Origin of the sequence: Streptomyces sp. NPDC001315 (assembly GCF_042896175.1) — a bacterium.
Classification (GTDB): Bacteria; Actinomycetota; Actinomycetes; order Streptomycetales; family Streptomycetaceae; genus Streptomyces.
Window position 1 is genome coordinate 1 of the sequence record NZ_JBIAWZ010000015.1, and the last position, 13,092, is coordinate 13,092.

Annotated in this window: 12 protein-coding genes and 1 pseudogene; 4 read left to right on the forward strand and 9 right to left on the reverse strand. The window is 70.9% G+C overall.

The features are described 5' to 3' along the window. Nucleotides 1-47: 47 nt before the first annotated feature. From ACFY16_RS31020 to ACFY16_RS31045, 6 genes are all read right to left on the reverse strand, one after another. The gene (locus ACFY16_RS31020; RefSeq protein WP_390650511.1) at nt 48-485 is read right to left on the reverse strand and encodes an RbsD/FucU domain-containing protein; all 438 of its coding nucleotides are present in this window, start codon (nt 483-485) and stop codon (nt 48-50) included. Next, nucleotides 476-1,378 (reverse strand): amidohydrolase family protein, encoded by a 903-nt coding sequence (locus tag ACFY16_RS31025; protein ID WP_390650512.1) that lies wholly within the window; start codon nt 1,376-1,378, stop codon nt 476-478. The genes ACFY16_RS31020 and ACFY16_RS31025 overlap by 10 nt, the downstream gene beginning before the upstream one ends. After that, entirely contained in the window at nt 1,371-2,696 is a 1,326-nt protein-coding gene (locus ACFY16_RS31030; RefSeq protein WP_390650513.1) for an L-fuconate dehydratase, read from the reverse strand. The genes ACFY16_RS31025 and ACFY16_RS31030 overlap by 8 nt, the downstream gene beginning before the upstream one ends. A gap of 95 nt (nt 2,697-2,791) precedes the next feature. Further along, a complete protein-coding gene (locus ACFY16_RS31035; protein WP_390650514.1) occupies nt 2,792-3,835 on the reverse strand; it encodes an ABC transporter permease in 1,044 nt (347 codons plus the stop codon). Next, nucleotides 3,828-5,390: a sugar ABC transporter ATP-binding protein gene (locus ACFY16_RS31040; protein WP_390650515.1), complete on the reverse strand. Its 1,563-nt coding sequence runs from the start codon at nt 5,388-5,390 to the stop codon at nt 3,828-3,830. The genes ACFY16_RS31035 and ACFY16_RS31040 overlap by 8 nt, the downstream gene beginning before the upstream one ends. A gap of 45 nt (nt 5,391-5,435) precedes the next feature. After that, nucleotides 5,436-6,497 carry a sugar ABC transporter substrate-binding protein gene (locus tag ACFY16_RS31045; protein ID WP_390650516.1) on the reverse strand — a complete coding sequence of 354 codons (1,062 nt, stop codon included), beginning with the start codon at nt 6,495-6,497 and terminating at the stop codon, nt 5,436-5,438. Nucleotides 6,498-6,881: 384 nt separating this feature from the next. On the opposite strand from ACFY16_RS31045, the pseudogene ACFY16_RS31050 reads away from it, so the two are divergent. After that, nucleotides 6,882-6,992, forward strand: a pseudogene (locus ACFY16_RS31050) (acetylxylan esterase); the annotation flags it as partial. Between the two features lie 221 nt (nt 6,993-7,213). Here ACFY16_RS31050 and ACFY16_RS31055 read toward each other — a convergent pair. Continuing rightward, on the reverse strand, nt 7,214-8,179 hold the full coding sequence (locus ACFY16_RS31055) for a pirin family protein (RefSeq protein WP_390650517.1): 966 nt from the start codon (nt 8,177-8,179) through the stop codon (nt 7,214-7,216). Nucleotides 8,180-8,390: 211 nt separating this feature from the next. On the opposite strand from ACFY16_RS31055, the gene ACFY16_RS31060 reads away from it, so the two are divergent. Next, nucleotides 8,391-8,738 (forward strand): tetratricopeptide repeat protein, encoded by a 348-nt coding sequence (locus tag ACFY16_RS31060; protein WP_390650518.1) that lies wholly within the window; start codon nt 8,391-8,393, stop codon nt 8,736-8,738. A 9-nt stretch (nt 8,739-8,747) separates the two neighbouring features. Here ACFY16_RS31060 and ACFY16_RS31065 read toward each other — a convergent pair whose 3' ends face one another. Then, nucleotides 8,748-10,154, reverse strand: a complete 1,407-nt coding sequence (locus ACFY16_RS31065) for a PepSY-associated TM helix domain-containing protein (RefSeq protein WP_390650519.1) — start codon at nt 10,152-10,154, stop codon at nt 8,748-8,750. Between the two features lie 157 nt (nt 10,155-10,311). Between ACFY16_RS31065 and ACFY16_RS31070 the strand changes: the two genes are divergently transcribed. Next, a complete protein-coding gene (locus tag ACFY16_RS31070; protein ID WP_390650520.1) occupies nt 10,312-10,959 on the forward strand; it encodes a peptide deformylase in 648 nt (215 codons plus the stop codon). 167 nt (nt 10,960-11,126) lie between these two features. Here the strand turns inward: ACFY16_RS31070 and ACFY16_RS31075 are convergent, their stop codons facing one another. Then, on the reverse strand, nt 11,127-12,557 hold the full coding sequence (locus ACFY16_RS31075; RefSeq protein ID WP_390650521.1) for a dihydrolipoyl dehydrogenase family protein: 1,431 nt from the start codon (nt 12,555-12,557) through the stop codon (nt 11,127-11,129). Between the two features lie 142 nt (nt 12,558-12,699). On the opposite strand from ACFY16_RS31075, the gene trxA reads away from it, so the two are divergent. Then, nucleotides 12,700-13,080 carry a thioredoxin gene (gene trxA / locus ACFY16_RS31080; protein WP_390650522.1) on the forward strand — a complete coding sequence of 127 codons (381 nt, stop codon included), beginning with the start codon at nt 12,700-12,702 and terminating at the stop codon, nt 13,078-13,080. Nucleotides 13,081-13,092 lie beyond the last annotated feature (12 nt).

Here is a 13,092-nt window from a genome sequence, read left to right on the forward strand (position 1 = left end):
GGGAGCCGTGTCCAGAGTACGGGCGGAAACATAACGGACAGCAAGTGTCATCGCGGACTCAGGGTCCCTTCAGCGCGAACACCAATGGTCAGCAGCAGGTTGGCGTAGGTACGGGTGTCGGCGGTGACGATCGCCAGCGCCAGGTCGGGCGAGCGGGCGGCGTCGTAGAACTCGAAGCGGCCGAGCGTGTCGACCGGGACGGGTGCCAGCTTCGAGCGGTACTCGGCGATGGCCGGCGGCTCCGGTTCACCCTCGGGCGGCACCATCACGTGGGCTGCCTCGACGGGCAGGGCGCGCAGCAGGACGTCGAGCACGGTGGTGACGTCGAGCAGGCCGGGGGCCAGGTTGAGGTGCACGGTCCTGGCGCGCTCGCCGGTGGCGGTGCTCGCGGGGTAGTGGCCGTCGGCGAGCAGGACGCGGGCGCCGTGGCCGGCGCCGGCCAGGGCTTCGAGGATCCCGGGGTGCAGTAGTTCCGTCAGGAGCACAGTGTCCCCTCCTCCGTCGGGGCAGGGGTCAGGTGGTAGAAGGCGGTCGCGGTGCCGGCGAGGACCGCGTGGATCTCGGGGCCGGAGCAGTCGTCCAGGAGTTCCTCGACGGTGGCGGCCCAGCGGTTCCAGCCGCCCGCGAGGTTCGCGACCGGCCAGTCGGAGCCGAACATCAGCCGGTCGGGGCCGAAAGCGGAGAGCAGCACGTCCCAGGCCGGGCGGATGTCGTCGACAGTCCACCTCTCGTGGTCGGCCTCCGTGACCAGGCCCGACACCTTGCAGCGGACCTGGGCATGCCTGGCCAGGGCCCGCACCTGCCGTGCCCAGTCGGTCAGTTCTCGCCGTGCGAGGGGCGGCTTGCCCGCATGGTCCAGGACGAGCGGCAGCTCCGGGAGACGCTCCGCGAGACGAATCGCCTGCGGGAGCTGGTGGCTGCGGATCAGCACGTCGTATCCGAGCCCGCGCCCTCCGACCGCTCGCAACCCGCGCTCGACGTCCGGTCGTTGGAGCCAGTGCGGGTCCGACTCGCCCTGCACGATGTGGCGTACGGCCCTCAGGTACCGGCCGGCGGCCCCTGTCCGCAGATCGTCGAGGACGTCGCCGATCGCGGGGGATGTCAGGTCCGCCCAGCCGACGACCGCGCCGATCAGCGGGTCGCTGTCGGCCAGGGCGAGGAGTTCGCGGGTCTCGGGCACGGACGTGACGCACTGGACGACCACCGTGCTCGTCAGCCGCCGTCCGGCGATCGGCCGGGTCGCGGCCGAGCGCAGGGCGAGCGAGCTGAAGCTGCGGCGGATCGGCTCATGGCCGGGTTCGTCCAGCCAGGGCTGCGGCCGCAGGTCCAGGTCCCAGACGTGGTGGTGGGCGTCGACGAGGGCCTGGCCGTCAGACACGGGCGGTCCAGACGGGGCCGTCGGGGTACGTGTACTCCTTGAGGGATTCGGGGCGCATCTGCGCGCTCAGCCCCGGCAGCGTCGGCGCCAGGTAGTGGCCGTCGACGATGCGCACCGGGTCGACGAAGTGCTCGTGCAGGTGGTCGACGTACTCGATGACGCGGTCCTCGGTTGTACCGGAGACGGCGACGTAGTCGAACATCGACAGGTGCTGGACCATCTCGCACAGGCCGACGCCGCCGGCGTGCGGGCAGACGGGGACACCGAACTTGGCGGCGAGCAGCAGGATCGCGATGTTCTCATTGACGCCGCCGACCCGTGCGGAGTCGATCTGCACGATGTCCACCGCACCGGCCTGGAGGAGCTGCTTGAAGACGACCCGGTTGGCGATGTGCTCGCCGGTGGCGACCTTGATGGGCTCGACGGCCTTGCGCACGGTGGCGTGGCCGAGGATGTCGTCGGGTGAGGTGGGCTCCTCGATCCAGTACGGCTGGTAGGGGGCCAGGGCGCGCATCCAGTCGATGGCGGGCTGCACGTCCCATCTCTGGTTGGCGTCGACGGCGATGCGGATGTCGTCGCCGACCGTCTCGCGGGCGGTGCGCATGCGGCGTACGTCGTCCTCCAGGTCTGCGCCGACCTTCAGCTTGATCTGCGTGAAGCCGTCGGCGACCGCCTCGCGGGCCAGGCGGGACAGCTTCTCGTCGGAGTAGCCGAGCCAGCCGGGGGTGGTCGTGTAGGCGGGGTAGCCCTGGTCGAGCAGCTGGCCGATGCGGTGCTCGCGGCCGGGCGCGGCGCGGCGCAGGATGTCCAGCGCATCCTCGGGGGTGAGGGCATCGCTGAGCCAGCGGAAGTCGACCTGGGCGACCAGCTCCTCCGGCGACATCTCGCCGAGGAACCGCCACACCGGCTTGCCCGCGCGCTTGGCGGCCAGGTCCCAGGCGGCGTTGACGACCGCGCCGGTCGCCATGTGGATGGCGCCCTTCTCCGGCCCCAGCCAGCGCAGTTGGGGGTCGTGGACCAAGGAGCGGGAGAAGGCGCCGAGGTCGGAGCAGACCTCCTCGACGGACAGGCCGACCACGTACGGGGCGAGGGCCGCGATGGCGGCGGCCTGGACGTCGTTGCCGCGTCCGGTGGTGAAGGCGAGGGCGTGGCCCTCCAGTCCGTCGCCGGCGTCGGTGCGCAGGACGACATAGGCGGCGGAGTAGTCGGGTTCGGGGTTCATCGCGTCCGACCCGTCCAGGTGCTCGGACGTCGGGAAACGTACGTCGAGGACGTCCAGGGCGGCGATGCGGGCGGATGCGGGCACGGCGGAGGACATTGCGGCAACTCCTGAGGAGCCGGCGGGGCACAGGGCCCCGCTGCGACGGAAGGGTGAGGCGGCTGTGGGAGGTCCGGCGGCGACGGCCGCGCGGGTCACTCCTGGACCTTGCCGCCCGTGATGCGCGAGATGGCGAGGGCGACCAGGATGATCAGGCCGTTGAGGGCGCCGATCCACTGGGCGGGGACGCCACCCAGGGTGAGCACGTTCTGGATCATGAAGAGCAGCAGGATGCCGCAGAACGCCCCGAACATGGTGCCCTTGCCGCCGTTGAGGCTGATCCCGCCGATGACAGCGGCGGCGAACACGGTGAAGATGTAGCCGTTGCCCTGCGCGGAGGCGACGGAGGCCAGGCGTCCGGAGAGCAGCAGTCCGGCGAGGGCGGCGAGCACGCTGCCGGTGACGATGACGATCCACAGCACCCGGTCGGTGCGGATGCCGGCCGCCTTCGCGGCGTCGACGTTGCCGCCGATGGCGTACAGCGAGCGGCCGAAGCTGGTCCAGCCGAGCACCACGATCGCGACAGCGAAAAGCACCAGGCAGATCCAGATGGACGCGGGCATCCCGAACCATTCGGCGGTGCCCAGGTAGAGCATCGACTCGGGCAGCTGGAAGAAGGTCTGGCCACCGGAGATGCCCGTGAGGACACCGCGCAGCACGATCAGCATGCCGAGGGTGACGATGAAGCCGTTGAGGCCGAAGCGGATGATCAGCAGGGAGTTGATCACGCCGACCAGCGCGCCCACGGCGAGCGTGACGGGAATCGACCAGGCGCCGGGCAGCAGCCCCAGGCCGTGTCCCGCGCCGGTCGGCACCACCAGCCAGGCGGCGACACCGGGCGCGAGGCCCATGGTGGACTCAAGGGACAGGTCCATCTTCTTGACGATCAGAATCATCGCCTGGGCGAGGACCAGCAGAGCCATCTCGGACATGGTCTGCAGGACGTTGATGAGGTTGTCGGTCTGCAGGAAGACCGGGTTGACGATCTGGCCGACGATCGCGATGACCACGATCGCCGGGACGAGCGCGAGGTCGCGCAGCCGGGCCAGGGGTATCCGGCCGCCGAGCAACGCGATCCGCTTCAGCGCCGGTTCCGTTTCCGTGGGGGCGGCGGTGTCCGCGAGGACGGTTTCAGGCATTGAGGGCCACTCCTTCCATCGCGGCCACGAGGTCGTGGTCGTGCCAGCCGCGGGCGATCTCTGAGGTCACACGGCCCTGGAACATCACCAGGACCCGGTCGCACATGCGCAGATCGTCGAGTTCGTCGGAGGCGATGAGCACTCCGGTGCCGGTCTGCGCGGTCTCCTCGACCTTGCCGAGGAGGAACTCCTTGGAGCGCACGTCCACGCCCGCGGTCGGGTTGATCAGGACCAGCAGTCGGGGGTCGTCGGCCAGGGCGCGGGCCATGACGACCTTCTGCTGGTTGCCTCCGGACAGGGCGGAGACGGGCAGGTCGGGCCCGGGAGTCTTGATCGCCAGGTTCTCGATCATGCGCTCGGCGAGCCGGTCCCGGCGGCTGCGGCTCAGGAACCCGTTCGAGCCAAGGCGCTTCGGCACGGACAGTGTGGTGTTGTCCGCGATCGACATGTCGGGAACGAAGCCCTGGTGGTGCCGGTCCTGTGGGACGAACCCGGCGCCGGCCGCGAGCGCTGCGGGCACGCTGCCCGGCCGGGGCCGGTTCCCGGCGATCTCCACCTCGCCCGCCGCTGCCGCGCGCAGCCCTACGACGGTCTCGGCGACCTCGGTGCGCCCGCTGCCGGCGGCGCCCGCGAGGCCGACGATCTCGCCGGCCCCGACCTGGAAGCTGACGTCGTCGTACGCGTTGCCTCGCAGAGCACGGACGCTCAGTGCGGCCGTGGCGTCAGGAGTGAGGGTGCTCGCCCGTTCCCCTTGCCGATCGGCCGCCGCCTCACCGGTCATGGCGGCGACCAGGTCGGCGCGAGGAAGTTCCGCCACTGGCGCCGTGATGATGTGCCGGGCGTCGCGGAAGACCGTCACCATGTCGCAGATCTCGTAGACCTCCTGGAGATGGTGACTGATGAACAGGAACGTCACGCCCTGGCGTTGCAGGTCACGGATGCGGTCGAAGAGGCGGTTGATGGCGGCCCCGTCGAGCTGGGCCGTCGGCTCGTCGAGGATGATGAACCGGGCGCCGAAGGACAGCGCACGGGCGATCTCGACGAACTGCCGCTGCTCGACGCTCAGTTCGCTGGCCGGGGCCTGCGGGTCGACGTCCACCGACCAGGTCGACAGCAGGTCCTGTGCGCGGCGACGGGTGGCCTGCCAGCTGATGAGCCGACTGCGTCCGTGGTCGTGCCGGTGCAGGAAGAGGTTCTCGGCGACGGTCAGCGTGGGGATGATCGTGGACTTCTGGTAGACGCAGGCCACGCGTTGCCGCCAGGCGTCCCGGTCGGCGGGGCGGGGGGCAGGCTCGCCACCGAAGGTGACCGTTCCCTCGTCGGGGGCCTGAAGGCCGGTGAGGACCGACACCAGGGTCGACTTGCCGGCTCCGTTGCGGCCGACGAGCGCGTGGGTCTCGCCGGGCCTGATGGTGATCCGGGCACCGTTCAGGGCAACCGTCGGACCGAATCGTTTGACTATGCCCGTCGCCTCGACGACGGGCGGGTCGGAGGAGACCCGTCCGTCGTCCGCCGGGGCGGGCGCGGGGGTGACTGCTCGCTCCCCGTCGCTCATCTCAACCGCCTTGTTCTCGTGAGCCGTCGCGTTCCGGAGGAGGGATCAGCCGAGGTTGTTGCCCCACAGCGCCTTGTCGTCGCTCTTGACGCTGGTGACGCCGCCGTAGGTGCCGCCGTCGGCGGTGACGAGCGGGGCGGAGAGCTGGTCCTCGAGGACACCGTCGCGGACCTGGATGATGGTGCTGTCGTGGTCGGTCTTGCCGGGCTTGAACGTCTTCCCGTCGATCGCGGCCTTGAGGTAGTACAGGGCGTACTTGGCATAGAGGTCGGCCGGCTGGGAGACCGTGGCGTCGATCTTCCCGGCGGCGATGGACTTCAGTTCTTCGGGGATGCCGTCGTTGGAGACGACGAAGACGTGCTTCTTGTCCTTCGGATCGACCAACAGGCCCTTCTGCTTGAGGACTTGAAGTGTGCCGGCCAGGGCGAAGCTGGACTCCATGTAGATGCCCTTGATGTCCGGGTTGGCGGTCAGGTCCGTCTGCAGCTTCTGCGCGGCGACCGCCCCGTCCCAGTTGGTGGCCTCGCCGAACACCTTGATGCCGGGGTAGTTCTTCTTCATGCAGTCGTTGAACGCTTCCGTGCGGTCACGGCCGTTGATGGAGTCGAGACCGCCCTCCAGCATCACGACCTTGCCCTTGCCGCCGAGCTTGGTGCCGAGGTACTGGCAGGCCTTCTCGCCGTAGGCGCGGTTGTCGGCGCGCACGACCATGAACACCTTGCCGGTGTCGGGGCGGGTGTCCACGGTGACGACCGGGATCTTCTTCGCATCCAACTGCGCCAGGGTGGGCGCGATGGCGGCGGTGTCCTGCGGGGCCATCGCGATGCCCTTGACGCCCTGGCTGATGAACGTCTGTGCGTTGGCGGTGAGTTTGGCGACGTCGTTCTGCGAGTTGGTGGTCTTGAGCGAGAGGCCGAGCTCCTTGCCGTACTCCGGCGTGTACTTGATGTAGGAGTTCCAGAAGTCGGTGTCGGAGCGCGGGTAGTCGACGCCGACCAGCGGCGTGTCACCCGACGACGCCGACGTGGAGCCGCTGTCGCACGCACTGAGCAGCGCCAGTGCGGACAGGGCGGAGACGCCGGAACAGAGGGCGGTTCTGAGTCTCATCGATGCTTCCTCGCGCCGGTCCCGTAGCGGGAGATGTTTCGCCTCGACGGCATCCGTGTGTCGCCGCGCAGTAGAGATGGGATGTTTATAGAGCGGCTTCCGGCGAGCTGTCCAGCCCTCTGTACAAAATCGCAGCGAAAGAGACCGGTTCACAGGTGTCCACACGGAGAGGTGACAGCTCCCCAGGGAACATCCATCCCATCAATCGGCGTCCACAGGTGATCGCTCGCGTCGCCATGAAAGCACTGCAAGACATGCCATGTTTACGGGATCGAGCTCGATCAACGGACGCCACTTCCTGGCCGGCGCCACCTGCGTGGCCACGGCGGCCGTTGCCGGAGGTGTGTGCAGTGCCGGCATCGCCGAGGCGGCGCCCAGCACCGGGCCGCGCCCGGCGGTGCCGTACTGAGCAAACCGGCCGCCCGCAGTCGCCAGATCGAGTTCGTCGGCGACTCCCTCACGGTGGGCTACGGCAACCTCTCGACCTTCCACGACCGTGCCCTGGCTGAACGTGTCCGGCGACGTCCGGCAGAACCCGGGCACCTGGTGCCGGCTGCACCACCAGCAGGCAAAGAATCTGCTGGCAGTGGAATCGCTCGCCGCCTCCACCTGCATGTTCAGCCAATGCGACCGCCACACCTCAACCATGGGAAGCCCGGGGGGAGGGATCCCGCAGCTTCCGGACCTCCAGCCGCCAGCGCTCTTGTTCCCGCAGGTCAGCGCATCCTTCCCCGCGGCTTCAGCGGCATCGGCGGAAGCTCGGGGGCAGGCAGCGCATCCCCGTCGTACCCCTTCACCTCCCCGAACCGGGTCCCTGTCATCCAGTCCTGACGCGCCTGCACGATCTCCTCCTGGGACCGCCCGATCCAGTTCCAGAACATGATCAGCTCCTCCTCGAAGGGTTCGCCGCCCAGGAGCATCAGCGTCGCGTCCGACTCGGCGCGCAGCGGCAGTTCGTCGCGGCCGCAGCCGAGGTAGAGCATCGAGCCGGGCAGCACCGGTACGCCGTCCACGCGGGCCTCGCCGGACATGGACAGCACCGCGTACTCGAAGTCCGGCTCCAGCGGCAGGCGTACGTCCGTGTCGGCTACGAGGGTCAGATCGGCGCCGACGATCGGGGTGTAGGTCGTTCCGGGCGACGTCGCGCCGTCGAGGCTGCCGAGGATCATCGTGGCCTTCAGGCCCCGAGCCGTGACGACCGGCAGCTCGGCATGGTGTTCGAAGTGCGGGTCGGTGTGGCGGTGACTGTCGGGCAGGGCGACCCACAACTGCGCCCCGTGCAGGAAGCGGGCGTGCGACCTGGGGCTCTCCTCGGAGTGGCTGATGGCGCGGCCGGAGGTCATCAGGCCCAGTTCGCGGGGGCGGATCGTCTGGAGGCTTCCGGTGGAGTCGCGGTGCAGCACCTCGCCCTCGTGCAGCCAACTCACCGTCTGCAGGCCCATGTGCGGGTGCGGGGGTACCTGCATGCCGGGCTCGTCGGCGATGTCGTCGGGGCCGTAGTGGTCGACGAAGCACCACGCGCCGACCATGCGTCGCCCCAGGTTGGGCAGGAGCCGACGGACCTCGGTGGACTCGCCGAGCTTGACGCGGCGAGGGCTGAGGAGTTCGCGTACCGGCTCCGCCACGACGAAACCACGGCCACCGCAGACGGCGGGAACCGGCTCGCGATCAAGATTGCTCATGACGCCCAACCTAGCCCCGCCGGGCCCACTCCGTCAGTCCGTCAATTGGGCTGTTGTTCCACCGGCCCCCGAATGCACCGCGGCCGGGCCTGACCGGGCACGGTCGAGCGGGGTAGGGAGCGGCCCGGTCTTTTCGTGCGCGGCCGCACCTGACCAGGTAGTGGAATATTGAACGACCCCGTTCCGTTGTCGGCGTCGAAGGAGGTCAGGAGTGGACACGACGTACTACGACCACGGAACGACGGCGGAGCGCTGGGAGCGCGCGCTGATGTTCTTCGAGGCCAAGGACTATGCGGCCGCGGCGCGCGTCCTGGGCGGGCTGGTCGAGGAGGTGCCGGAGCAGACCGCACCGCGGCTGCTGCTGGCGCGCGCCTACTACCACTCGGCCCAACTGCGCCGCGCGGAGGCCGAGTTGCGCGTCATCGTGGAGCGCGACCCGGTGGAGCACTACGCCCGGCTGATGCTGGGACGCACCCTGGAGCGCCAGGGCCGGCACGAGGAGGCGTCCTCGCACCTGCGGATCGCCTCGGCGCTGGCGGGCGACTTCGAGCAGGCCTGAGGGCAGACGTCACCTATCCGGGCTCGCGGTGGTCTGCCGCTCCCGCCGATGCGCGATCTCGCCGAGAACGACGTCGACGACGACGAAACAGACCAGCGGAATGCCGAGCAGCGGCACGAAGTAGCCGAGGACGGCGATCGCCGCGAGCCCCGGGACGAGGACGTAGGGCGGCACCTGCTGCCAGGCGCCGCGCGGGATCGGCCGGCCGAAGGCGGAACCGCGGCCGCGCTGCCACCACATGCGGTAGCCCCAGACGATCAGCAGGATGAGGCAGAGCGCGAGCAGCATCAGCGCGATCTGGTTGACCAGGCCGAACAGGACACCGGTGTGCAGGTCGATGCCCCAGCGGGTCAGCTTGGCGAGCACCGGATGGTCCGCGAACCGCAGGACGTCCGTGACCTCGCCGGTGGCCGGGTCGATGGCGACCGAGTCCTGCTTCTCGGGCCAGCTGCGCTGCACCTGCTTCACGACGTACGCGGAGGACGCGTCCGCGGGCGGGACGATCTCCACCGGGTCGCTCAGCCCCTCGGCACGCGCGGCCGCCAGGACCTTGTCGAGGCCGACGCCGTGTTCCGCGTCCCCGCCGGCGGCGGAGGCCGAGTCGTGGCCGGCGTGCTCGCCGGCGTCGGCCGCCGCCGAGACGGACGGGGTGGCCTGACCGAGGGAGGTGCGCAGCTCGTCGATGTTCGCGCCGGCGTACGTCGACCAGGTCAGACCGGTCGCCGACAGGAAGAGGAACCCCGCCGCGGCCCACACCCCCACGCTGCCGTGCAGGCCCAGCGTGCGGCGCCGCCCGCCGGTGCCGCGCACCTTGCGCAGCGCGCGGCGGCGTGAGAACCACAGCACCAGGCCGCCGAGCGCGATGACCCACAGCCAGCTCGCGGCGAGTTCGCTGTAGAGGCGGCCGCTCTCGCCCAGGTGCAGGTCACGGTGGAGTTCGTCGATCCAGATGCGCAGCGGGAGCGCCCCGGACGCGCCGTACTGCTCGAGGGCGCCGCGCACCTTGCCGGTGTACGGGTCGACGAACACGGCGACGGTGTGGTCGGCGTCGACGCCCTCGACGCCGGAGAGCAGCACCCTGGTGGTCGCGTCCGGCTGCGGGGAGGGCCGTACGGCCGCGACGGTGCCCTCGGGGTGGGCCTTGCGGGCGGCGGTGACCTGCTCGGAGATCGGCAGCTTGCTGTCGCCGACGGGCACGGTCATCTCGTGGGCGTAGACGAGCTTCTCGGCCTGGAAGGAGCCGGCGTACAGGAAGCCGGTGACCGCGGCGACGAGCAGGAAGGGCGCGACGAGCACGCCGGCGTAGAAGTGCAGCCGCAGGACGAGGGGGCGCAGGGAGGCCCACCGGCGGGGGGACGGCGCGGGTGCGGCGGGTTTCGGGGCCTCGTCCGTGGTGGTCGAGGGAGCGGTGGACATCGGCGGCTTCTCCGGCGGTCGGGGACGTGGGATGCCACGGCGGTGATCGTGGCGGTCCAGTAGTCGGAGTGGGGAGCGGCCGAGTTCCCGGGGCGTCGAGTGGCGTGCGTCACACGAGGGTGCCGGGGATCGCGGGGCGCCGTGGCATGCTGGCGTGATGGCATCTCCGAGCGATCGCACGCCCCTTGCCGAGCTGGTCGAGGAACTCCTCGCCACCGAGGGCCCGTTGCCCATCGTCGCGGCCGGCGACCCGGTGCTGCGGCGCGGCACCGAGCGCTACGACGGACAGCTGGACCCCACGCTGCTGGCCCGTTTCATCGAGGCGCTGCGCGTCACGATGCGCGCGGCGCCGGGCGTCGGCCTCGCGGCACCGCAGGTGGGCGTGGGGCTGCGGATCGCGGTCATCGAAGACCCGGCGCCGGTGCCCGAGGAGGTGCGGCTGGCCCGCGGTCGGGTGCCGCAGCCGTTCCGGGTGCTGGTCAATCCGTCGTACGAGCCCGTCGGTGCCGCCCGTGCCGCGTTCTTCGAGGGCTGTCTGAGCGTGCCCGGCTGGCAGGCGGTGGTGGCGCGGGCCGCCGAGGTGCGGCTGACCGGCGAGGACGAGCACGGCCGGGCGCTGGACGAGGTGTTCACCGGGTGGCCCGCGCGGATCGTGCAGCACGAGACGGACCACCTGGACGGGCTGCTCTATCTCGACCGGGCGGAGCTGCGCTCGCTGTCCTCGAACCAGGCGATGCTGGAGCGTTGGGCGGCGGCGGCGCCCGAGGAGGCGGCGAAGGCCCTGGGGTTCGAGCTGCCGGACTGAGAAACCGGAGGCGCCCGGCCACCTGGCCGGGCGCCCGGCCAGGTGGCCCACGGGCCACCGGGGGCCGGAGCCGCCCCGCACCTGCCGGGCGGTGAAATCGGCTCCGTGCCGGCCTCGTTCCCGTCCGCCGGGGACGGGAGCGACCCCGCAGTGCCCCTGGAGTGGGATCAGCCCCGGTACGCCTCCAGCAGCCGCAGCCACACCTCGCTGATCGTCGGATACGACGGAACCGCGTGCCAGAGCCTGCCGATCGGCACCTCGCCGGCGACGGCGACGGTGGCCGAATGGATGAGCTCGCCCACGCCCGGCCCGACGAGGGTGACGCCGAGGAGGATCTCGCGGTCCAGGTCGACGACCATGCGGGCGCGGCCGCGGTAGCCGTCGGCGTACAGACCCGCGCCGGCGACGGAGGACATCTCCACGTCGACGCCGCGCACGCGGTGGCCGGCCTGTTCGGCTTCCGCCAGGGACAGACCGACCGCCGCCGCCTCCGGGTCGGTGAAGACGACCTGGGGGACGGCGGCGTGGTCGGCCGTCGCGGAGTGGGCGCCCCAGGGGTCCGTCTCGAGGACGGGGACTCCGGCGGCGCGGGCTGCGATCGCGGCGCCCGCGATGCGGGCCTGGTACTTGCCCTGGTGGGTGAGCAGGGCACGGTGGTTGACGTCGCCGACGGCGTACAGCCAGTCGCTGCCGGTCACGCGCAGGCTGTCGTCGACCGGCAGCCAGGAGCCGGGCTCCAGGCCGATCGTGTCGAGGCCGAGGTCGTCGGTGCGCGGGGCGCGGCCGGTGGCGAAGAGGATCTCGTCGGCCTCGATCCGGTCGCCCTTGTCGGTGACGACCACGACCGTGCCGTTCTCACGGGTCACCGACTCGACGGACGTGCCGGTACGGACGTCGGCGCCCGCCTCCGTGAGCCCCTCGGCGACCAGTTCGCCGGCGAACGGCTCCATGCGGGACAGCAGGCCCTTGCCGCGGACGAGGACGGTGACCTGCGAGCCGAGGGCCTGCCAGGCGGTGGCCATCTCGGTGGCGACCACGCCGCCGCCCACCACCACGAGACGGCCGGGGACCGTCTTCGCGCTGGTGGCCTCCCGGCTGGTCCAGGGCCCGACGTCGGCGAGGCCCGGCAGGCCAGGCAGCAGGGCGCGGGTGCCGGTGCACACGGCGACGGCGTGCCGGGCGGTGAGGACGTGGTGCTCGCCCTGGGGGCCGGTCACCGTCACCGTGCGGGATCCGGCGAGCCGGCCGTGGCCGCGGTAGAGGACGGCGCCGATGCCGTCCAGCCACCGGATCTGTCCGTCGTCGTGCCAGTGGGAGGTGTAGTCGTCGCGGCGGGCGAGGACAGCGGCCGCGTCCAGGGGCCCCTGCACCGCCTGGCGCAGGCCCGGCAGGCGGCGGGCGTCGGCGCGGGCGATGACCGGGCGCAGCAGGGCCTTGCTGGGCATACAGGCCCAGTAGGAACACTCTCCGCCGACCAGTTCGCTCTCCACGACCGCGGTGGACAGGCCGGCCGCGCGGGTGCGGTCGGCGACGTTCTCCCCCACTGGGCCGGCCCCGAGCACCACGACGTCGTACGCGATGGATTCCGTTTCCGTCATGGGGACAGTCTGGTGGGTGGTGTGCGGGGTGGCCACATGGGTACGTGCTCCGGACCCGCATGGATCACCCACCGGAATACCTTCCCGTCCGGCCGTGTTGTGCCGACGGCTTCGCCCCCGGATCAGAAAGAGGGATACACGCATGAGCAGCACCGTGGAGCTCACCAAGGAGAACTTCGACCAGACCGTCACGGAGAACGAGTTCGTTCTCATCGACTTCTGGGCTGCCTGGTGCGGGCCGTGCCGTCAGTTCGCACCGGTCTACGAGAAGGCCGCCGCGGAGAACCCCGACCTGGTCTTCGGCAAGATCGACACCGAGGCGCAGCCGGAGCTGGCCGCGGCCTTCGGTATCCAGTCCATTCCGACGCTGATGATCGTCCGCGACCAGGTCGCCGTGTTCGCCCAGCCCGGCGCGCTGCCCGAGCCCGCCCTCGCGGACATCATCGGGCAGGCCCGGAAGCTGGACATGGACGAGGTGCGCAAGAGCATCGCCGAGCAGCAGGAGCAGGCCCAGGGCGAGTAGTCCCTGGAGGCG

Coding starts and splice junctions, on each gene's coding strand:
- ACFY16_RS31055 (WP_390650517.1), bottom strand. CDS start 8,179: ATGAGCAATCTTGATCGCGAGCCGGTTCCCGCCGTCTGCGGTGGCCGT.
- ACFY16_RS31040 (WP_390650515.1), bottom strand. CDS start 5,390: ATGAGCGACGGGGAGCGAGCAGTCACCCCCGCGCCCGCCCCGGCGGAC.
- ACFY16_RS31035 (WP_390650514.1), bottom strand. CDS start 3,835: ATGCCTGAAACCGTCCTCGCGGACACCGCCGCCCCCACGGAAACGGAA.
- ACFY16_RS31065 (WP_390650519.1), bottom strand. CDS start 10,154: ATGTCCACCGCTCCCTCGACCACCACGGACGAGGCCCCGAAACCCGCC.
- ACFY16_RS31030 (WP_390650513.1), bottom strand. CDS start 2,696: ATGTCCTCCGCCGTGCCCGCATCCGCCCGCATCGCCGCCCTGGACGTC.
- ACFY16_RS31045 (WP_390650516.1), bottom strand. CDS start 6,497: ATGAGACTCAGAACCGCCCTCTGTTCCGGCGTCTCCGCCCTGTCCGCA.
- trxA (WP_390650522.1), top strand. CDS start 12,700: ATGAGCAGCACCGTGGAGCTCACCAAGGAGAACTTCGACCAGACCGTC.
- ACFY16_RS31075 (WP_390650521.1), bottom strand. CDS start 12,557: ATGACGGAAACGGAATCCATCGCGTACGACGTCGTGGTGCTCGGGGCC.
- ACFY16_RS31070 (WP_390650520.1), top strand. CDS start 10,312: ATGGCATCTCCGAGCGATCGCACGCCCCTTGCCGAGCTGGTCGAGGAA.